Annotated in this window: 17 protein-coding genes and 3 pseudogenes; 12 read left to right on the plus strand and 8 right to left on the minus strand. The window is 68.6% G+C overall.

Annotation, left to right across the window (positions count from 1 at the left end):
* The 3 genes and pseudogenes from ASJ79_RS34000 to holA form a co-directional block, all read left to right on the plus strand.
* Positions 1–104 (plus strand): annotated as a pseudogene (locus ASJ79_RS34000) (hypothetical protein); the annotation flags it as partial.
* Positions 97–1,455 (plus strand): annotated as a pseudogene (locus ASJ79_RS16480) (ComEC/Rec2 family competence protein); the annotation flags it as partial. The pseudogenes ASJ79_RS34000 and ASJ79_RS16480, both read left to right, overlap by 8 nt.
* Before the next feature lie 5 nt (positions 1,456–1,460).
* Entirely contained in the window at positions 1,461–2,411 is a 951-nt protein-coding gene (gene holA, locus ASJ79_RS16485) for a DNA polymerase III subunit delta (protein ID WP_156448485.1), read from the plus strand.
* Positions 2,412–2,429: 18 nt separating this feature from the next.
* On the opposite strand, the gene rpsT is transcribed toward holA, so the two are convergent.
* Positions 2,430–2,690: a 30S ribosomal protein S20 gene (gene rpsT / locus ASJ79_RS16490; protein WP_067957148.1), complete on the minus strand. Its 261-nt coding sequence runs from the start codon at positions 2,688–2,690 to the stop codon at positions 2,430–2,432.
* Between the two features lie 313 nt (positions 2,691–3,003).
* On the opposite strand from rpsT, the gene ASJ79_RS16495 reads away from it, so the two are divergent.
* Genes ASJ79_RS16495 through ASJ79_RS16505 form a run of 3 tightly spaced genes read left to right on the plus strand, consistent with a single transcriptional unit; the run spans position 3,004 to position 6,344 of the window.
* Entirely contained in the window at positions 3,004–4,515 is a 1,512-nt protein-coding gene (locus tag ASJ79_RS16495; protein WP_369803691.1) for a circularly permuted type 2 ATP-grasp protein, read from the plus strand.
* A 12-nt stretch (positions 4,516–4,527) separates the two neighbouring features.
* Positions 4,528–5,502, plus strand: coding sequence for an alpha-E domain-containing protein (locus tag ASJ79_RS16500; protein ID WP_067957154.1), 975 nt, complete (start codon positions 4,528–4,530; stop codon positions 5,500–5,502).
* A 2-nt stretch (positions 5,503–5,504) separates the two neighbouring features.
* Complete coding sequence (locus ASJ79_RS16505) at positions 5,505–6,344, plus strand: transglutaminase family protein (RefSeq protein ID WP_067957157.1); 840 nt, start codon at positions 5,505–5,507, stop codon at positions 6,342–6,344.
* Here the strand turns inward: ASJ79_RS16505 and ASJ79_RS16510 are convergent.
* Both ASJ79_RS16510 and ASJ79_RS16515 read right to left on the minus strand, forming a co-directional pair.
* The gene (locus tag ASJ79_RS16510) at positions 6,328–7,188 is read right to left on the minus strand and encodes a ribonuclease Z (protein WP_067957160.1); all 861 of its coding nucleotides are present in this window, start codon (positions 7,186–7,188) and stop codon (positions 6,328–6,330) included. The genes ASJ79_RS16505 and ASJ79_RS16510 overlap by 17 nt on opposite strands.
* A 56-nt stretch (positions 7,189–7,244) precedes the next feature.
* Positions 7,245–8,264, minus strand: coding sequence for an aldo/keto reductase (locus ASJ79_RS16515; RefSeq protein WP_067957163.1), 1,020 nt, complete (start codon positions 8,262–8,264; stop codon positions 7,245–7,247).
* A gap of 116 nt (positions 8,265–8,380) precedes the next feature.
* On the opposite strand from ASJ79_RS16515, the gene ASJ79_RS16520 reads away from it, so the two are divergent.
* A complete protein-coding gene (locus ASJ79_RS16520) occupies positions 8,381–8,809 on the plus strand; it encodes a CBS domain-containing protein (RefSeq protein ID WP_067957223.1) in 429 nt (142 codons plus the stop codon).
* Positions 8,810–8,813: 4 nt separating this feature from the next.
* Positions 8,814–9,422: a GNAT family N-acetyltransferase gene (locus tag ASJ79_RS16525; protein WP_067957166.1), complete on the plus strand. Its 609-nt coding sequence runs from the start codon at positions 8,814–8,816 to the stop codon at positions 9,420–9,422.
* Between the two features lie 144 nt (positions 9,423–9,566).
* Here the strand turns inward: ASJ79_RS16525 and ASJ79_RS16530 are convergent, their stop codons facing one another.
* From ASJ79_RS16530 to ASJ79_RS16535, 3 genes are all read right to left on the minus strand, one after another.
* Positions 9,567–9,974: a nitroreductase family deazaflavin-dependent oxidoreductase gene (locus ASJ79_RS16530; protein ID WP_067957169.1), complete on the minus strand. Its 408-nt coding sequence runs from the start codon at positions 9,972–9,974 to the stop codon at positions 9,567–9,569.
* A gap of 20 nt (positions 9,975–9,994) precedes the next feature.
* The gene (locus tag ASJ79_RS31100; protein ID WP_197420246.1) at positions 9,995–10,135 is read right to left on the minus strand and encodes a hypothetical protein; all 141 of its coding nucleotides are present in this window, start codon (positions 10,133–10,135) and stop codon (positions 9,995–9,997) included.
* 194 nt (positions 10,136–10,329) lie between these two features.
* On the minus strand, positions 10,330–10,941 hold the full coding sequence (locus ASJ79_RS16535; RefSeq protein WP_067957172.1) for a type II toxin-antitoxin system PemK/MazF family toxin: 612 nt from the start codon (positions 10,939–10,941) through the stop codon (positions 10,330–10,332).
* A 114-nt stretch (positions 10,942–11,055) separates the two neighbouring features.
* Between ASJ79_RS16535 and lepA the strand changes: the two genes are divergently transcribed.
* The gene (gene lepA / locus ASJ79_RS16540) at positions 11,056–12,897 is read left to right on the plus strand and encodes a translation elongation factor 4 (RefSeq protein WP_156448486.1); all 1,842 of its coding nucleotides are present in this window, start codon (positions 11,056–11,058) and stop codon (positions 12,895–12,897) included.
* A gap of 38 nt (positions 12,898–12,935) precedes the next feature.
* Here the strand turns inward: lepA and ASJ79_RS16545 are convergent, their stop codons facing one another.
* Complete coding sequence (locus ASJ79_RS16545) at positions 12,936–13,820, minus strand: amidohydrolase family protein (RefSeq protein ID WP_067957179.1); 885 nt, start codon at positions 13,818–13,820, stop codon at positions 12,936–12,938.
* Positions 13,821–13,994: 174 nt separating this feature from the next.
* Between ASJ79_RS16545 and ASJ79_RS16550 the strand changes: the two genes are divergently transcribed.
* The 3 genes and pseudogenes from ASJ79_RS16550 (at position 13,995) to ASJ79_RS16560 (ending at position 17,167) form a co-directional block, all read left to right on the plus strand.
* Positions 13,995–14,735: a sensor domain-containing protein gene (locus tag ASJ79_RS16550; protein WP_067957182.1), complete on the plus strand. Its 741-nt coding sequence runs from the start codon at positions 13,995–13,997 to the stop codon at positions 14,733–14,735.
* Between the two features lie 30 nt (positions 14,736–14,765).
* Positions 14,766–15,488: a sensor domain-containing protein gene (locus ASJ79_RS16555; RefSeq protein ID WP_082753872.1), complete on the plus strand. Its 723-nt coding sequence runs from the start codon at positions 14,766–14,768 to the stop codon at positions 15,486–15,488.
* Positions 15,489–15,555: 67 nt separating this feature from the next.
* Positions 15,556–17,167, plus strand: a pseudogene (locus tag ASJ79_RS16560) (inorganic phosphate transporter).
* A gap of 22 nt (positions 17,168–17,189) precedes the next feature.
* On the opposite strand, the gene ASJ79_RS16565 reads toward ASJ79_RS16560, so the two are convergent.
* Positions 17,190–19,196 (minus strand): glycoside hydrolase family 15 protein, encoded by a 2,007-nt coding sequence (locus ASJ79_RS16565; protein ID WP_067957184.1) that lies wholly within the window; start codon positions 19,194–19,196, stop codon positions 17,190–17,192.
* Between the last annotated feature and the right edge of the window lie 9 nt (positions 19,197–19,205).

The raw sequence follows: 19,205 nt of genomic DNA on the forward strand, positions 1-19,205 counted from the left end.
CCGCGGCGGCGCGGTATCTGGACGCGCTGGGAATGTCCGCCGTCGAGGAGCACGAGCGGGAACTGGTGGCCGCGGCGCTGGCCGGGCTCTCGGAGATCGACGGTGGCGGTGACGGCGGCCACCGGGTGGTGGGGCACTCGCGGCGCGGGCGGCGACCGGAAGGCCGTCGCGTCCGGGGTGGCCGCGGTGGCGCTGGTGGCCGGTGGATTCGCGGTCGCGGTGACGGTTCGAGTCGACAGTGCGGCGGGCCATCCCGTCACCGGCTACCTCGGCGCCGACGTCACGGTGGCCGTGACCCCGTCGGAGACGCCGCGGGTCCTGGACGGAGGCCGCACGATGATCCGCGGCGCGCTGGTCGAACTCGACGGTGTCCCGTCCTCGGGCGATGTCGTGGTGTTCGCCGGCACCGGGTACGCCGGGCTCACGGCCGGGCAGCCCGCCCGGTTCCGGGCCCGGGTCAGCCGGCCGAAACGCCGTGACCTGACCGTCGCCGTGCTGTCGGCGCACGGCGAACCGGCCCGCGGTGAGGCGGCGCCCGTCCACCGGTGGGCCCATCGCCTGCGCGCCGGATTCGCCGACACCGCGCGCCTGGCGCTGCCGCCGGAGCAGGCCGCGATGCTGCCCGCGCTGGTGCTCGGTGACACGTCGACGGTGCCGGCCGGGACCGCGGCCGAGTTCCGCGCCTCCGGGCTGACCCACCTGACGGCGGTGTCGGGCGCGAACGTGACGATCGTGTGCGGCGCGGTGCTGCTGTCGGCGGTGCTGATCGGACCGCGGGCCGCGGTCGCGCTGGCCGCGCTCACACTGGTCGCCTTCGTGGTGGTCGTGCAGCCGTCACCGAGTGTGTTGCGGGCCGCCCTGATGGGCGCCGTCACGCTGCTCGCGGTGCTCGCCCACCGGCGCCGGCAGGCCCTGCCCGCGCTGGCGGCCACGGTGATCGCGCTGATGGTCGGCGTGCCCAGGCTGGCCGTGGATGTGGGGTTCGCGCTGTCGGTTTCGGCCACCGCGGCACTCATCGTGCTCGCGCCGGCGTGGTCGAAGCGGCTGACCGGGCGAGGCTGGCCACGTCCACTCGCCGACGCGGTGAGTGTGGCCGTCGCCGCGCAATTGGTCACCGCGCCGCTGGTGGCCGGCGTGTCGGGGTCGGTGAGTCTTGTCGCGGTGGTGGCGAATCTGCTGGTGGCGCCGGTGATTCCGCCGATCACCGTGCTGGGTTCGGCCGCGGCGGCGTTGAGCGCGCTGTGGCCGGCGGGGGCGGAGCTGTTGATCCGCTTCACGGGCCCGGAGGTGTGGTGGTTGCTGGAGGTGGCACGGCGGGCCGCGCAACTGCCCGCGGCCGCGGTGCCCGTGCCGTCCGGCGGCGCCGGCGTGCTGTGCGTCGCCGCGGCCGCTGTCGTCGTTGCGGTGGTGTGGCATTGGGCGGTGTCGGCCCGACGTGGCACCATCGTGCGGTGAGTCAGATGACGGGCCTGCACCTGGTTCTGGGTGACGAGGAACTTCTGGTCGAGCGTGCCGTCGGCGAGGTGCTGCGCGCGGCCCGCGCCGCGGCCGGCACCGCGGACGTCCCGGTGGACCGGCTGCGTGCCGGTGAGGTCAGTGTCAATGAGCTCGCCGAGCTGCTCAGCCCGTCATTGTTCGCCGATGAGCGCGTCGTCGTGCTGGAGTCGGCCGCCGAAGCCGGCAAGGACGCGGTGAAGCTGATCCAGGACGCGGCCGCCGACCTGCCCGGCGGCATGCTGCTGGTGGTCGTGCACTCCGGCGGGGGCCGGGCCAAGGCGCTGGCCGACCAGCTGAAGAAGCTGGGTGCCGAGGTGCATCCGTGCGCGCGGATCACCAAGCCCTCCGAGCGCGCCGACTTCGTCCGCAGGGAGTTCCGCGCGCTGCGCGTCAAGGTCGACGACGCGACGGTCACCGCCGTGCTGGACGCGGTCGGTTCCGACATCCGGGAACTGGCGGCGGCGTGCTCGCAACTGGTCGCCGACACCGGCGGCGCGGTGGATGCGGTCGCGGTCCGCAGGTATCACTCCGGCCGGGCGGAGGTGAAGGGCTTCGACATCGCCGACAAGGCCGTCACCGGCGATGTGGCGGGCGCCGCGGAGGCGCTGCGCTGGGCGATGATGGCCGGCGAACCGCATGTGGTGCTGGCCGACGCGCTGGCCGAGGCGGTCCACACGATCGCGCGGGTGGGCCCGATGTCGGGCAACCACTTCCAGGTGGCCGGCGAGCTGGGGATGCCGCCGTGGCGGGTGCAGAAAGCGCAGAAGCAGGCGCGACGCTGGTCGCGGGATTCGGTGGCGCAGGCGGTACGGCTGGTGGCCGCGCTGAACGCCGACGTCAAGGGTGCTGCCGCCGACGCGGACTACGCGTTGGAGAACGCGGTCCGCCGGGTCGCGGAGCTGGTCAGCGACTGAGAAGCCGAGACCCGGCGCTCAGATCTTGTTGAGCGCCCGGGCCAGCGCCGACTTGCGGTTGGCGGCCTGGTTCTTGTGGATCACGCCCTTGCTGGCGGCCTTGTCCAGCTTGCGGCTGGTGGCGACCAGCAGCTCGCCGGCCTTGTCCTTGTCGCCGGCCTCGACAGCCGCACGGAAACCGCGGACCGCCGTGTGAAGCGACGACTTCACCGACTTGTTGCGCAGTCTGCGGCGCTCGTTGGTGCGGTTCCGCTTCTCCTGCGACTTGATGTTGGCCACGCGTGTATTCCTTCTAAATCTCGACGGGGGTTACCTGAGTCTGTGGGCGCCCACCCGGGGGCAGCGACTGTTCAGGGTAGCAGCGAGCGGGCAAATGTCCCAAAGCGAGGTCCGCTGGCCTGCCGAAACGGCCGTGATGCTGCAGCATGGCAGTCACATGCGCGCGCTACGTGCTTCCGGGAAAGAAGTAGGGGACATCTTGGCGACCGAAACGGGACGAACCACCCGTACCGCCGCGAAACCGGCGAAGCGGCACGACGGCATCTTCGGCGGCTACAACAAGCTGGGTTCCTACGCCAAGGCCTTCGACGAGATGTTCGACGCGCAGGGCAATGTCCGCGGGCCCTACAAGGGCATCCACAAGGAGCTCGCCCCGTCCGACGTCGCCGACCTGGAGGCCCGCTCCGAGGCGCTGGGGCGTGCGTTCATCGACCAGGGCATCACGTTCTCGCTGTCCGGTCAGGAGCGGCCGTTCCCGCTGGACCTGGTGCCCAGGGTGATCTCCGCCGCCGAATGGACGCGACTCGAGCGCGGCATCCGGCAGCGGGTGCAGGCGTTGGAGATGTACCTCGACGACATCTACGGCGAGCAGGAGATCCTGCGCGACGGCGTCATCCCGCGACGGCTGGTGACCTCGTGCGAACACTTCCACCGCGAGGCCGTCGGCATCGTCCCGCCCAACGGGGTGCGCATCCACGTCGCCGGCATCGACCTGATCCGCGACGATCAGGGCAACTTCCGGGTATTGGAGGACAACCTGCGTTCACCGTCGGGGGTCTCCTACGTCATGGAGAACCGCCGCACGATGGCGCGGGTGTTCCCGAACCTGTTCGCCACCCACCGGGTGCGCGCGGTCGGCGACTACTCGTCGCACCTGTTGCGCGCGCTGCGCAACGCCGCGGCCAACAACGTGGCCGACCCGACGGTCGTCGTGCTGACCCCCGGCGTCTACAACTCCGCGTACTTCGAACACTCGCTGCTGGCCAGGCAGATGGGCGTCGAGCTGGTCGAGGGCCGGGACCTGTTCTGCCGCGACAACGCCGTCTACATGCGCACCACCCACGGCGAACGCCAGGTCGACGTGATCTACCGGCGCATCGACGACGACTACCTCGACCCGATGCAGTTCAAGCCGGATTCGGTGCTGGGCGTGGCCGGGATCCTCAACGCGGCCCGGGCGGGCAACGTGGTGATCTCCAGCGCGGTCGGCAACGGGGTCGGCGACGACAAACTGGTCTACACCTACGTCCCGACCATCATCGAGTACTACCTGGGCGAGAAGCCGCTGTTGGCCAACGTCGACACCTTCCGCTGCTGGCTCGACGACGAACGCGAGGAGGTCCTCGACCGCATCGACGAACTGGTGATCAAACCGGTCGAGGGGTCCGGCGGCTACGGCATCGTGTTCGGGCCCGACGCCTCCGAGAAGGAGCTGGCCACGATCACCAAGAAAATCATCGCCGACCCGCGCGGCTGGATCGCCCAACCCGTCATGCAGCTGTCCACCGTGCCCACCCAGATCGGCGACACGCTGGCGCCCCGCCACGTCGATCTGCGTCCCTTCGCCGTCAACGACGGCGACGAGGTGTGGGTGCTGCCGGGCGGCCTCACCCGCGTCGCGCTGCCCGAGGGCTCACTGGTGGTCAACTCCAGCCAGGGCGGCGGGTCGAAGGACACCTGGGTGCTGGCGTCGCGGACCTCCGGCGCCGACCGCGAACTCGCCGCCGCCGAGGTGGTGCGCTCGCTGCCGAAGGCCGCCACGGGCAAGGGCGGCAAGAACGGCAAGGTCGACAGCACCCAGGACCAGCAACAGCAGCAGCAGTAGGGAGCGGCTTTCATGTTGGCGCGGAACGCGGAATCGCTGTACTGGATCGGACGCTATGTGGAGCGCGCCGACGACACCGCCCGGATCCTCGACGTGACGGTGCACCAGCTGCTGGAGGACTCCAGCGTGGACCCCGATCAGGCGTCCCGCACCCTGCTGCGGGTGCTGGGCATCGAGCCGCCCGACAAGGCGCTCGACGTGTGGTCGCTGACCGACATCGTCGCGTTCAGCCGGGCGACCGACGGTGCCTGCTCGATCGTGGAGGCGATCTCGGCCGCGCGCGAGAATGCCCGGGGCGCAAGGGAAGTGACGTCCACAGAGATCTGGGAATGTCTGAACACCACCTACAACGCGCTCGCTGAACGGGAACGCGCCGCCAAACGTCTCGGCCCGCACGAGTTCCTGTCCTACGTCGAGGGCCGCGCGGCGATGTTCGCCGGGCTGGCCGACTCCACGCTCAGCCGCGACGACGGGTACCGGTTCATGTTGCTCGGTCGGGCGTTGGAGCGGGTGGACATGACCGTGCGTCTGCTGCTGTCCCGGGTCGGCGACAGCGCGTCGTCGCCGGCATGGGTCACCCTGCTGCGGTCGGCGGGGGCTCATGACACCTATCTGCGGACCTACCGCGGGGTGCTCGACGCCGGCCGGGTGGTCGAGTTCATGTTGCTCGACCGGCTCTTCCCGCGGTCGATCTTCTTCTCGCTGCGGTTGGCCGAACACAGCCTCGACGAGCTGATGAACCGGCCGCACAGCCGACTGGGCGCCACCGCCGAGGCGCAGCGGCTGCTCGGCAGGGCGCGCAGCGAACTGGAGTTCCTGAAGCCGGGGGAGCTGCTCGACTCGTTGGAACAGCGGCTGGCCCAGCTGCAGAAGACGTGTTTCGACGTCGGAGAAGCGTTGGCGCTGCAGTACTTCCACTCCGCTCCGTGGGTGGCGTGGACGGATGCCGGACGCAATGCGTTGGTGATCGAAGAGGGAGAGATCTAGAGATGTGGCGCATGCGCGTGGTGCATTCGACGGGGTATGCCTACAAGTCGCCGGTCACCGCGTCGTTCAACGAGGCGCGTCTGACGCCGCGCTCGGATTCCCGGCAGAACGTGATCCTCAACCGGGTGGAGACCGTGCCCGCGACGCGGTCCTACCGCTATGTCGACTACTGGGGCACCGCGGTCACCGCCTTCGATCTGCACGCCCCGCACACCGAGCTGGAGGTCACCGCGTCCTCGGTGGTCGAGACGGACACCCCGGAGGAGCCCGACAGCAAGGTCACGTGGGCCGATCTGGCCACCGAACCGGTGCTCGACAAGTACTACGAGGTGCTCGCCCCGACCCACTACGCGCCGTCGAGCAAGCGCATCGAACGGGTCGGGCGGCGCATCGCCAAGTACCACGAACCGGCCGAGGCGGTCATCGAAGCGGCCCGCTGGGTGCAAGGCGAGTTGAAATACGTTCCGGGCACCACCGGTGTGCACACATCGGGTCTGGAAGCGCTGCGCGAAGGAAAGGGCGTGTGCCAGGACTTCGCGCACCTGACGTTGATGTTGTTGCGCGGCATGGGGATACCCTCGCGTTACGTGTCTGGTTACCTGCATCCGAAGCCCGACGCCACGATCGGTGACACCGTCGACGGGCAGAGCCACGCCTGGGTGCAGGCGTGGACGGGGGAGTGGTGGCACTACGACCCCACCAACGACGCGAAGATCAACGAGCAGTACATCAGCGTCGGTGTGGGACGCGACTACGCGGACGTCTCCCCGCTCAAGGGCATCTACTCGGGCGAGGGTTCCACCGACCTGGACGTGATCGTCGAGATCACCCGGCTGGCTTAGCGCACATGCCGGGGTGGACCTCCACCCGGTGCAGGTCGTCGCCGATCTCGATCTGCCGGTCGAACTTCGACGCCGCCAGCGCGCGCCAGTCCTCCTCCTGGCCGGGCTGCGGCGCAGGCACGTAGTGGGTCAGGATCAGGATGCCGACCCCGGCGCGGGCGGCGGTCTCGGCGGCCTGCTCCACCGACGAGTGGTAGTCGCAGATGTCCCGGATCCGCTGCATCGGCAGCGCGTCGATGAGATCCGGCCGAATCACGGTGTGCACCAACGCCCCTGCGCCGGCTGCCAGTTCGTCGAGGCCCGGGCAGGGCACGGTGTCGCCGGCCAGCGCCACCGAGGCGCCGTGGTGGTCGATGCGGAAGCCGATGGTCGGTGTCACCGGGCGATGATCTGTCGGGCCGACACGGATCTGGACCTCCTCACGACCCCACACCACACCTTCGGTCACCTCCTCGATCTCGACCTGGGGCGGCCCGGTCAGATCGGCGTGATGGGCGATGCGGTAACCGATGTCGAAGCCGAAAGCCTTGAGCATGTTCTCGACGACCTCGGCGGTTCCGGGTGGCCCGATGATCGGCAGTGGCGGCAGGTCGGGAGCGAAGTTCGACACCCACCGGCTGATCAGCACGTCGCCGAGGTCGGCGATGTGGTCGCTGTGCAGATGGGTCAGCAGCAGCGCGGTGATCGTGTTGGCGCCGACCCCGATGGCGGCCGCCCGCTGGAGCACCCCGCGGCCGCAGTCGACCAGGAACGTCTGCCCCCCGGCGCGCACGAGCGTCGACGGGCCCGCGCGCCGGGCGTCGGGGATCGGGCTTCCGGTGCCGAGCAGGGTGACTTCGATCATGCCGCCAGGTATACCTGCCGGCAGGGGTGGAGCGCGTACAGGAATCGCCGATCGCGTCAGTTTTCTTCGCGGCTCGACCCCACCGAGGACATGTCGGCGTACCGGGTGCCCGTCACGGCGTCGCCCGCCTCGCCCAGCACGCGGACCTGTTCCGGTGTCAGCGTGACAGCCAGCGACGCCAGGTTCTCGTCGATGCGTGCGGCGCGCCGCGTCCCCGGGATCGGAACGGACGCGACACCGAGGTCGTCGGCGCGGTGGCGCAGCCACGCGAGGGCGACCTGCGCCGGTGTCGCACCGACGTCGGCCGCCACCGCCGCGACCGCGTCCACCACCCGCTGATTCGCCTCCAGCGCGGCGCCGGCGAAGCGCGGCATGTGTCTGCGGAAGTCGTTGTCGGTGATGTCGGCGGCCGACCGCACGCTGCCCGTGAGGAAACCCCGTCCCAGCGGGGAGAACGGCACGATCCCGACACCCAGTTCGGCCGCCGCCGGGGCGATCACGGTTTCGATGTCGCGGGTCCAGATCGACCATTCGCTCTGCAGCGCCGCGATCGGGTGCACGGCGTTCGCCGCCCGTAGCTCCGCGGCGGAGACCTCCGACAGGCCCAGATGGCGGACCTTTCCCGCGGTCACCAGTTCGGCCATCGCGCCGACGGTTTCCTCGATCGGCACCTGGGGATCGCGCCGGTGCAGGTAGTACAGGTCGACGACGTCGGTCTGTAGTCGTTGCAGGCTCTCGTCGATGCACTGGCGCACATAGGAGGCGTCACCGCGCGGGATCACCTGGCCGCCGGCCCGCTCGGCGGGATTGCCCTGGATGCCGAACTTGGTCGCCAGCGTCACTTCGTCGCGGCGGTCGGCGAGCAGGCGCGCGATGAGCCGTTCGTTGTCACCGGAACCGTAGATGTTCGCGGTGTCGATGAAGGTGACTCCCACATCGACCGCGTGGTGCAGCGTGGCCAGCGACTCCGCGTCGTCGACGGCGGCGCCGTACACCGGCGTCAGCGCCATTCCGCCGAATCCCATTGCGCTGACCGTCAACTGGTCACCGAGCGTGGTCGAACCCGTCATGGTCATCCTTTCGGTCGGGCCGCAGGCCGGTTCACCGTCCAACCGGATGTGTATCCGATCTGTTCCACTGTGAACGCGCTGGGTAGTAGCCTCAAGTGAGCTACGTCACCCAGGGAGTGTCGATGCGGATATCCGACGTGCTGCGCAGCAAGGGCGCGACAGTCGCCACGATCACGCCCGAGACGTCGGTCGCGGGCCTGCTGACCGAGTTGTCGGTGCACAACATCGGCGCGATGGTGGTGGTCTCGCCCGACGGCCTCCTCGGCATCGTGTCCGAGCGGGACGTCGTGCGTAAGCTCCACGAGGTGGGTGCTGACCTGTTGCGCCGGCCGGTGTCGGAGATCATGACGACGTTGGTGGCCACGTGTACGCCGGAGGACTCGGTGGACAGCCTGAGCGCGTTGATGACCAACAACCGGGTTCGGCACGTTCCCGTCGTGGTGGACGGCCGGCTGGCGGGGATCGTCAGCATCGGCGACGTCGTCAAGACCCGGATGGAGGAGCTCGAGCGGGAGCACGAGCAGCTTCAGGCCTACATCACGCAGGGCTGACGGGGTGGCCGGGATCGATGTCCGCGCTGCGGCGAAGCCGGACGTGAAGGCGCTGGCCCGGGTGCTGGGACGCGCGTTCTTCGACGACCCGGTGATGATGTGGATGGTGCCCGACGACGCCAAACGCGCCAAGGCGCTGCCCCGCGTCTTCGGCGCGATGACCCGGCACCATTTCCTGGCCGGCGACGCGGTCGAGGTGGCGGCGCGAACCGGCACGGTGGGCGCCGCGGCGCTGTGGGACCCGCCCGGGCGGTGGAAGCAGACCCCCCGCGAGGAACTCCGGATGATGCCGGCGTTCCTGCTGGCGATGGGGCGCCACACGCGCCGCGGCCAGGGTGTCGCCGATCTGATGAAGCAGCACCATCCCGAGGAGCCGCACTGGTATCTCGGGGTCATCGGCAGCGATCCGGACCTGCGTGGTGCCGGCCTCGGGCACGCGTTGATGCGGTCCCGGCTGGACCGCTGCGACGCCGAGGGCGCGCCCGCGTATCTGGAGTCCACCAAGGAGTCCAACGTGCCGTACTACCTTCGGTTCGGGTTCGAGGTGACGGGCGAGCTGACGGTCCCGCGGGGCGGGCCGACGATGTGGCAGATGTGGCGGAGCCCGGCCTGAGTTTCTTCCGCGAGCAGACACAAACTCGGGCGTTTCGGCCGAACCATGCGAATTTGGCGTCTGCTCGCGACTGAGAAAGGGTGCCCCCGGCTCGACGAGCCTGACCTTTCGGCCAGCCGGAGTCTGCGCTCGCTCGGTGCCTGGCTATTCACCTTCGCGGTCTGGTTGTCGAGTCTTGGTCAGAACCAGCACAGCCTCGTCGTAGGGGAAGAGGTGGTAGAGAGGCCGGGACAGCGGTTTGACCGTGCGAGCCGCTTCGTCCTTGCTCAGCACCCGCGGATTGCCGACCAGGTGGGTCTGGCCGTGCTTCTGGATGCTGGCCGAACCGAGGGCTAGGACGTTGCGCACCCAGTGCGTCCTAGGGCCATAACCGATCAACAGCGCGTATCCGTCGACGGTATCGAACACCAGCAGTGGTGTGCGATAACGATTTCCAGTTCGGTGCCCCACGTGTTCGAGTATTCCCAGTACCGGCATGCGCCCCACGACACGCACTGCCAAGCGGTTGGTGAATCGGCGGTTGAACTGGGCGACTGATCGCTGAACCCGCATTGTTTTCTCCCTGGCGGTTTCTACTTGACGCGCAGTCCGTCCAGCAGCGCCGTCAGCGCCTCGACACCCTGGTCACGAGCCGCGATCTGGTCGGTGGCGTTGGCGACGAACAGTGCGGTCTCGAAGGCGGCGGCGAGCAGGATGTGAGCCAAGGCGTCCACGGGTTTGCCCGTCGCGAGGATTGCGAGCCTGTCAGCAGATCGTGGAACGACGAACAGGTAGCGGTGGACACGACAGGTACCCCATCGCCTCCATCCGCTTGGGGCGCTACCACCACCACGATCCGTTCCGGTTCGAGCTGACGGTCCCGCGGGGCGGGCCGACGATGTGGCAGATGTGGCGGAGCCCGGCCTGATCAGCTCCACGAGTAGTCGGCCCGCAGCCGCGCCGCCACCACGTCGAACACCTCGCGGGCCAGGATCGCGCCTTCGCGTCTGATGCCCTCCTCGGGCACGTCGAGGACCCGGTCGAGCCGCACCCAGCTGGCCCGGCCTTCGTAATCCCAGGTGCCGGTGCCGATGCCGACCCAGTTCGGGTCGTCGTGGTGATGGTCCTGGCTGGACAGCATCAATCCGAGCAGGACGTTCCCGTCCCGTCCGACGACGAGCACGGGACGGTCCTTACCCCGGGTCGGGTCGTCCTCGAACACCACCCACGTCCACACGATCTCGCCGGGGTCGGCGCGCCCGTCGAGGTCGGGCGCGTAGGACACCCGGCGAGCGCGATGTGCGGTGGGGGCGAACCGGCTCGTCACCGGCCGGCCGGCGGGCAAAGCGGTCGCGGCCGACTCGGGCGGTCCGGACAGCACGTCCAGACCGATGCGGATGCCCTGCTGGATGCCGCGTTGCAGCGTTTCCGATTTCTGCAGCTGGCGGACGAATTTCGGGGCCTCGTTGAACACGAGGTTCTCGGTGCCTTTCACCAGGAGGCGTTGAAACGCCTTCAGATACGACGACGAGGACGCCATACCCGCCAAGCATAGGCGGTGCACAGGTGGCTCGATTGTGTCGCGGGGCGGTGCTCTCGATACTCTGGACGGGCCGGTTTCGGCTGCCACACCCCGCTCACCAGGAGAAATCCAATTAGCAGTTTCGCCGACAAGACCTTCACCGCGCCGGCGCAGATTCGGAACTTCTGCATCATCGCCCACATCGACCACGGCAAGTCCACCCTGGCCGACCGGATGCTGCAGCTCACCGGCGTGGTCGACGAGCGCTCGATGCGGGCGCAGTACCTGGACCGGATGGACATCGAGCGTGAGCGCGGCATCACGATCAAGGCGCAGAACGTGCGGCTGCCGTGGGTGGTCGACGACGAGCAGTTCGTGCTGCACCTGATCGACACGCCCGGCCACGTCGACTTCACCTACGAGGTGTCCCGCGCGCTGGAGGCCTGCGAGGGCGCCGTGCTGCTGGTCGACGCCGCCCAGGGCATCGAGGCCCAGACGTTGGCCAACCTGTATCTGGCGCTGGACCGCGACCTGACGATCATCCCGGTGCTGAACAAGATCGATCTCCCTGCCGCCGACCCGGACCGGTACGCCGCCGAGATCGCCCACATCATCGGCTGCGAGCCCGAAGACGTGCTGCGGGTGTCGGGCAAGACCGGGGCCGGCGTGGGCGACCTGCTCGACCACGTGGTGCGGGAGATCCCGCCGCCGCAGGGCGACCCGGACGCGCCTGCCCGCGCGATGATCTTCGACTCGGTGTACGACATCTACCGCGGTGTCGTGACCTACGTGCGGGTGGTGGACGGCAAGATCACCCCCCGCGAGCGCATCGCGATGATGTCGACCGGCGCCACCCACGAACTCCTCGAGGTCGGCATCGTCTCACCCGAGCCCAAGGCGTCCGACGGGCTCGGTGTCGGCGAGGTCGGTTACCTCATCACCGGGGTGAAGGACGTGCGCCAGTCCAAGGTCGGCGACACGGTGACGACCGCCCGCCACGGCGCCAAGGAGGCGCTGACCGGCTACCGCGAGCCCAAGCCGATGGTCTACTCGGGCCTCTACCCGGTTGACGGCTCGGACTACCCGGTGCTGCGCGAGGCGCTGGACAAGCTGCAACTCAACGACGCCGCGCTGACGTACGAGCCGGAAACCTCGGTGGCGTTGGGCTTCGGGTTCCGGTGCGGGTTCCTGGGCCTGCTGCACATGGAGATCACCCGGGAACGCCTGGAACGCGAGTTCAATCTCGACCTCATCTCGACCGCGCCGAACGTCGTCTACCGGCTGATCAAGGACGACGGGACCGAGCTGACGGTGACGAACCCGTCGGACTGGCCGGAGGGCAAGGTCCGGTCGGTGTTCGAGCCCGTCGTGAAAACCACGGTGATCGCGCCCAGCGAGTTCATCGGCACCATCATGGAGTTGTGCCAGTCGCGGCGCGGTGAGCTCGGCGGCATGGACTATCTGTCGCCTGAACGCGTCGAGTTGCGCTACACGATGCCGCTGGGCGAGATCATCTTCGACTTCTTCGACTCGCTGAAGTCCCGCACCCGCGGCTACGCCAGCCTGGACTACGAGGAGGCCGGCGAGCAGGAGGCCGACCTGGTCAAGGTCGACATCCTGCTGCAGGGTGAGGCGGTCGACGCGTTCAGCGCGATCGTCCACAAGGACGGCGCCTCGGCGTACGGCAACAAGATGACCACCAAGCTCAAGGAGCTCATCCCGCGCCAGCAGTTCGAGGTGCCGGTGCAGGCCGCGATCGGTTCGAAGATCATCGCCCGCGAGAACATCCGGGCCATCCGCAAGGACGTGCTGTCCAAGTGCTACGGCGGAGACATCACCCGTAAGCGCAAGCTGCTGGAGAAGCAGAAGGAAGGCAAGAAGCGGATGAAGACGATCGGCCGGGTCGACGTCCCGCAGGAGGCGTTCGTCGCGGCGCTGTCCACCGAGTCCACCGCGGACAAGCCGAAGAAGTAGCCGGCACGGTCGCGGCGGGCCGGCTCATCAGCGCTCGATCACACCGAGAACAGTTGCGCCGCATTGCGATAGAAGACATCGCGTAACCAGTCGTCGTCGACCCCGGGGAGCCGGGTCAGCACCCGCATCGCATCGGCGTAGGGGTACGGGATGTTCGGGAAGTCGCTGCCGAACAGGATGCGCTCACCGAGCCGGGCCAGCCGCGGATACAGATCGGGCGGAAACGGCATGGTCTCTTCGACGAACCCGGTGAACGCCATCGTCGTGTCCAGCCTCACCTCGGCGAATTCCTCTGCGATGTCGAGGAATTCGCCGTACTCCGGCATGCCCATGTGCGCGATGATCAACCGCAGTCCCGGGTGACGCCGCAGCAGCCGGCGGATCGGCTCCGGCCCGGTGAACTCGCCGGGGGCCGGACCGGACCCGCAATGGATCACGACCGGGACGGCAGTGTCCTCGACCAGACCCCAGACGTCGTCGAGTTGCGGATCGTCGGGTGCGAACGCGCCGACCTGGACGTGAACCTTGAAGATGCGCGCACCCTGGGTGATCGCCCGCTCGACGTAGTCGGTCACGCCGGGTTCGGGGTAGAAGGTCGCGGTGGTGAGGCAGCCCGGTGTCGTGCGCGCGAACTCCAGCGCCCACTGGTTCAGCCACGCCGCCATGTCCGGCTTGTGCGCGTAGACCAGTGACGTGAAGCGCACAAGACCGAACCTGCGCAGTGTGTCCACGCGGCGCGCCTCGTCCATGCGGTAGGTGATCGGCCAGGTGCGGCCGATCAGCGGCCCGGCCGCATCGAAGTAGTCCCACACCTTGTCCATGACCCGCTTCGGCATGAAGTGGGTGTGGACGTCGATGACCCCGGGCAGCCCCAGCTCCGACCACAGCCTGCGCACCGCCGCGGCCTCGCTGTCGCGCTCCACCTCTTGCCCCACCGCCGTCGAAACGCACACGTCGGGCAGGATAGCGACGGCCACCGGACCGGCGTGCCGAGGCCCCGGGCTGACCTGTGGCGAGTGCGCGTCCAACGCCGGGGTAGCGGCGCTGATCACCGGAAGCGGTCGCGCACCGGCGCCGGGCGTGCTATCGAAAGAGGTATGTCGAAGCGGGCCGCGGCAGCGGTGGGCGTGGCGTGTGCCTGTGTCGCGCTGTCGGGTTGTGCAGGCGCTCCGGTCGACGACCGCCCGGTGGTGCGGATCGCCGAGGCCGCACGGCCCTCGACCGCCGTCCCGCTCGGGCCCTTCCTGCCCACCGCGCACGAGCTGTCCACGATCCTGGCCACCGGCCCCAACGGCCTGCTGGGCCGGCCCGTCGAAGGCGACGCCGACGTGTTGTTGCGCAGCGTGGCCGACGCGCAGGTGACACCGGCCGAATGCGTGAGCGCGGCCTACCGAATGCAGGACATCGTCTACGACACCAGCCCGGTGCAGTCGGTGGCCAGCAACACGTGGGCCGGCGGCGGGTTCGACGGTCCGCCGGTGTCCGGGTTCTTCGGCGTCGTGCAGATGGCGGATCATGCTGCGGCACAGGAGTTCTTCGCCTCGCTGACCGATCAGTGGCGACGCTGCAACGGCCAGACGGTCGCGATGCAGGCGGCGGCGCCCGGCGCGGGGGAGATGAGCCGGGTCACCGGGGTCTCGTTCGGCGACCGGGTGGTCTCGGCGAACGTGCTGCACGCGTCGGGCGGTACCGGGTCGCCGACGGGGATGCGCGCGGTCGGGCTGGCCGGCGACTGCATCGTGGAAGTGGAAGTCGTCGACCCGCGCGACCCGGCGGACGCGCAACAGGCCGTCGCCGTCGCCGACGTGATCCTCGACAAGATCGCCGCGGTGCGCTGAAACGCCGACTGCCGTCATCGGGGGTAGGCGATGGCCGACAATAGCCGGGTGAGATTCCTCGGCGCGGTCCCGGGCGCCTGCGCCGCCGGTGCCGTCATCACCGGTTCGCTGCTGATGGTGGGTTGTGTGAGCACCGTCGACGGAACCGCGGTACGCAGCCGGGGCTCGGTGCCGCTGAATGTTCCGCCGCTCGACGAAGCCAAGCTCGACATGGTGCTGCTGACCGTCGGCGAACTCAACGACATCGTCGGGTCCACGAGGATGAAGGTCACCAGCGAACTCGACGAGATGACCGATCACTCCGCGGAGGTCTCCGATCCGGACTGCCTGGGTGCGGTGTACGGCGCCGAGGCGCCGGTGTACGCGGATACCGGCTGGACGGCGATGCGCGACCAGGTGGTGCGCGAACCCGACGACGACAACGACCACTGGGTCGAGCAGACGGCGGTGCTGTACCCCGCGGAGGAGAATGCGCGGCGGTTCTTCGACGATTCGTCGGCGATGTGGCAGGACTGCGCGAACGCCGCGATCACCGTCGGGGAAGGCGACTACCTGTGGCAGCTCGATGACGTCCGGGTCGGCGAGGCCCTGATCACCCAGATCACCACCCAGGAGGGCGCCGACGGCTGGGCCTGCCAGCACGCGCTGTCGGTGGTGTCCAACCTGAGCGTCGAGGTCTGGGCGTGCGGCTACAGCATCACCGACGAAGCGGCTGAGATCGCGACCGCGATGGTCGAGAATGCAGCAAAGTAGCGGTTGTTCACTGCCGATTCACCGGGCGGGATCTCGTTGATCATCGGACCGGAATACCTTTCCGCGGGTGACCGCACCGACGTCAACCTCCCCAGCACCTGCGCAGAGCGAATTCCTGCGTGACGACCGCAACTGGCACCTGACATTCGGGCTGATGCTCGTCGTCGCGTTCGGCGCCTTCGCCTCGTGGTCGTTCGGCTACGTGGACAGCTCCGCCAGCAAGTCGATCTTGATCGCCGCCACCGTGTTGGGCATGTTCATGGCCTTCAATATCGGGGGCAACGACGTCGCCAACTCATTCGGCACCAGCGTGGGCGCCGGCACGCTGACCATGAAGCAGGCACTGCTGGTGGCCGCGGTCTTCGAGGTCAGCGGCGCGGTGATCGCCGGCGGCGAGGTCACCGACACGATTCGCAGCGGCATCGTGGACCTGTCGATCGTGCAGATTGCGCCGCTGGACTTCGTGTTTCATGATGGCAGCGCTGTTCGCCGCGGCGTTCTGGCTGCTGTTCGCCACCCGGATGGGCTATCCGGTCTCCACCACACACTCGATCATCGGCGGAATCGTCGGCGCTGCTCTGATGCTGGGTTTCGTCACCGGGCAGGGCGATTCGGCGCTGGACATGGTGCAGTGGGACCAGATCGGCCAGATCGCCGTCTCGTGGGTGCTGTCGCCGCTGCTCGGCGGCGTGGTCGCGTACCTGCTGTTCGGCACGATCAAACGTCACATCCTGGCCTACAACGATGAGGCGGATCAGCACCTGCGCGCCATCCGGGTCGAACGCATCGCGCACCGCATCAAGCACAAGGAGGCGTTCGAGCGGCTCGGCGAGATCCAGCAGATCGCCTACACCGGCGCGCTTGCCCGCGACGCCGCCGCGGCCAACCGGGGTGACGTCGACCCTGACGAACTGGAAAGCGACTACTACCGGGAGTTGCACGAGATCGACGCGAAGGCACGCTCGATCGATGCGTTCAAGGCGCTGCAGACCTGGGTGCCGCTGCTGGCCGCGTTCGGCGCGATGGTCATCTCCGCGATGCTGCTGTTCAAAGGTCTGAAGAACATGCACCTCGGGCTGACCACCATGAACAACTACTTCATCATGGGCATGGTCGGTGCCGCGGTGTGGATGGCGACGTTCATCTTCGCCAAAACCCTCAAGGGTGAGTCGCTGCCGCGGTCGACATTCCTGATGTTCAGCTGGATGCAGGTGTTCACCGCATCGGGTTTCGCGTTCAGCCACGGCAGCAACGACATCGCCAACGCCATCGGCCCGTTCGCGGCGATTTTGGACGTGCTGCGCACCGGCGGGATCGAGAGCGAGGCCGCGGTGCCGCCGGCGGCGATGCTGGCCTTCGGCGTCGCGTTGGTGGCCGGCCTGTGGTTCATCGGGCGAAGGGTGATCGCGACGGTGGGCAAGAACCTCACCGAGATGCACCCCGCATCCGGCTTCTCCGCCGAGCTGTCTGCGGCCGCGGTCGTGATGGGCGCCAGCGTGCTGGGTCTCCCGGTGTCCAGCACCCATATCCTGATCGGCGCCGTGCTGGGGGTCGGCATCGTCAACCGGGCCACCAACTGGGGCCTGATGAAACCCATCGCGTTGGCCTGGGTGATCACGCTGCCCGCCGCGGCGATCCTCGGCGCCGTCGGCGTGGTGGGATTGCGGGCGATCTTCTGACCGACGGGTTCAGCCCCGCTCGTTACACGGGGGCGTTGGCCGGCTGGAACACCCCGGAGCTGTCGGCCTCCTCCTCGGCGCGGATCACGTGGACGACCGCATTGATCAACGCCAGGTGGGTGAACGCCTGCGGGAAGTTGCCCAGGTGCCGTCCGGTGCTCGGTTCGATCTCCTCGGCGTAGAGATGCAACGGGCTGGCGAACGACAGCAACCGCTCGCACAGATGCCGGGCCCGGTGGATCTCGCCGATCTCCACCAGCGCTGATACCAGCCAGAACGAGCAGATCGTGAAGGTGCCCTCCTCACCGGAGAGCCCGTCGTCGGTCTCCTCCACGCGGTAGCGCAGCACCAGGCCTTCCTCGGTCAGCTCGTCGGCGATGGCCAGCACCGTGGCGCGGATCCGCGGATCGTCCGGCGGCAGGAACCGGGTCAGCACCGCCAGCAGCAGCGACGCGTCCAGCGCCGGATGCCCGTAGCGCTGGGTCAGCACGCCGCGCTCGTCCACGCCGTGTTCGAGGATGTCGGCCTTGATCTCCTCGGCGATGGCGCGCCACTGCTGGGCGTAGGACTTCTCGCCTTCCAGTTCGGCGAGCTTGGCGCCCCGGTCCAGCGCCACCCAGCACATGATCTTGGAGGAGGTGAAGTGCTGCGGTTCGCCGCGGACCTCCCAGATGCCCCGGTCGGGCAGCCGCCAGTGCTTGATGGCCTCCTCGACCTGCTCCTTGAGCACCGGCCACAGCGTCTCGGGGATCTGCTCGCGGGACTTGGTGTGCAGATACACCGAATCGAGCATGGTGCCCCAGATGTCGTGCTGCATCTGGTTGTAGGCCCCGTTGCCGATGCGCACCGGGCGCGCGTAGTCGTACCCCGACAGGTGGTTGAGCTCCTCCTCGACCAGGCTGCGCTCCCCGCCGACGCCGTACATCACCTGCAGCGGGTGCCGCTCGCCGTTGTTGGCGCCCGACACGTCGGCGATGAACGCGAAGAAGTCGTCGGCCTCCCGGTCCAGCCCCAGTGTGTACAGGCCCCACAGCGCGAACGTCGAATCACGCACCCACGCATAGCGGTAATCCCAATTGCGTTCTCCCTGCGGGGTTTCCGGCAGCGACGTGGTGGGCGCGGCCAGCAGCGCGCCGGTCGGGGAGTAGGTCAGCCCCTTCAGTGTCAGCGCGCTGCGCTGCAGGTAGGACCGCCACGGGTGGTCGGGGAAGTCGCCGACGTTGATCCACTGCCGCCAGCATTCACTGGTCTTCCACATCTTCTCGGCGGCCTCGTCGTAGTTCTGCGGCGCCGGATGCTTGGACCAGCTGAGCGCGACGAACACGTTGTCGCCCTCCTTGAGCCGGGTCCGCGCCCTGGCCTCGCGGCCCTCCAGACCGATGCGCAGGTTCGTGGTGAGCCGCAACGTCGGATGCGAGTCCGGGTTCTTGGTGGCGCGCGCGATGGCCTCGCCGTACGCCTGCGCCGAGTACTCCCAGTGCGCGCTGGTGCGGTGGTAGTCGAACGACGGCTCACAGCTCATCACGAGCTCGACGGTGCCGCTGACGCACCGCACGGTACGCAGCAGGATGTGCTCGGCATCCCAGTCCATCGGGGTGCGGCGATGTGTCCGCGACCTGGTCTCCAGGTCGTGCCACGGGCCCATCACCAGCGCGTCGCGCACGATCACCCAACCGGTGTGGGTCTGCCACGTCGTCTCCAGGATCAGGCTGCCGGGCAGGTAGCGCCGCGCGGCCGGCACCGAGACGCCGTACGGACCGAGCCGGAAATGCCCGGCGCCGCGGTCCAGGATCGCGCCGAACACGCTGGGGGAGTCGGGCCGCGGCACGCACAGCCACTCCACCGAACCCGCCGACGAGATCAGGCACTGCGTCTCACAGTCGGACAGGAACGCGTAGTCCGCGATCGGCGGAAACGGATTGCGCAGCGGCCCCTGGTGCGGATACGCCGTCGGAGTGGCCAGCGCGAATGCTCCGGAATCGCCGTTGGAGGACAATCCGTCAGAGGTCTCGGACTTCGGCAGCACCATTTGCTCATC

This window comes from Mycobacterium sp. NAZ190054 (assembly GCF_001545925.1).
Lineage (GTDB): Bacteria > Actinomycetota > Actinomycetes > Mycobacteriales > Mycobacteriaceae > Mycobacterium.

Bases quoted from the DNA above. Each gene is read 5' to 3' on its own strand.
- holA (WP_156448485.1), top strand. From the start codon at position 1,461: ATGACGGGCCTGCACCTGGTTCTGGGTGACGAGGAACTTCTGGTCGAG.
- ASJ79_RS16495 (WP_369803691.1), top strand. From the start codon at position 3,004: ATGTTCGACGCGCAGGGCAATGTCCGCGGGCCCTACAAGGGCATCCAC.
- ASJ79_RS16500 (WP_067957154.1), top strand. From the start codon at position 4,528: ATGTTGGCGCGGAACGCGGAATCGCTGTACTGGATCGGACGCTATGTG.
- ASJ79_RS16505 (WP_067957157.1), top strand. From the start codon at position 5,505: ATGTGGCGCATGCGCGTGGTGCATTCGACGGGGTATGCCTACAAGTCG.
- ASJ79_RS16510 (WP_067957160.1), bottom strand. From the start codon at position 7,188: ATGATCGAAGTCACCCTGCTCGGCACCGGAAGCCCGATCCCCGACGCC.
- ASJ79_RS16515 (WP_067957163.1), bottom strand. From the start codon at position 8,264: ATGACCATGACGGGTTCGACCACGCTCGGTGACCAGTTGACGGTCAGC.
- ASJ79_RS16520 (WP_067957223.1), top strand. From the start codon at position 8,381: ATGCGGATATCCGACGTGCTGCGCAGCAAGGGCGCGACAGTCGCCACG.
- ASJ79_RS16530 (WP_067957169.1), bottom strand. From the start codon at position 9,974: ATGCGGGTTCAGCGATCAGTCGCCCAGTTCAACCGCCGATTCACCAAC.
- ASJ79_RS16535 (WP_067957172.1), bottom strand. From the start codon at position 10,941: ATGGCGTCCTCGTCGTCGTATCTGAAGGCGTTTCAACGCCTCCTGGTG.
- ASJ79_RS16550 (WP_067957182.1), top strand. From the start codon at position 13,995: ATGTCGAAGCGGGCCGCGGCAGCGGTGGGCGTGGCGTGTGCCTGTGTC.
- ASJ79_RS16555 (WP_082753872.1), top strand. From the start codon at position 14,766: ATGGCCGACAATAGCCGGGTGAGATTCCTCGGCGCGGTCCCGGGCGCC.
- ASJ79_RS16565 (WP_067957184.1), bottom strand. From the start codon at position 19,196: ATGGTGCTGCCGAAGTCCGAGACCTCTGACGGATTGTCCTCCAACGGC.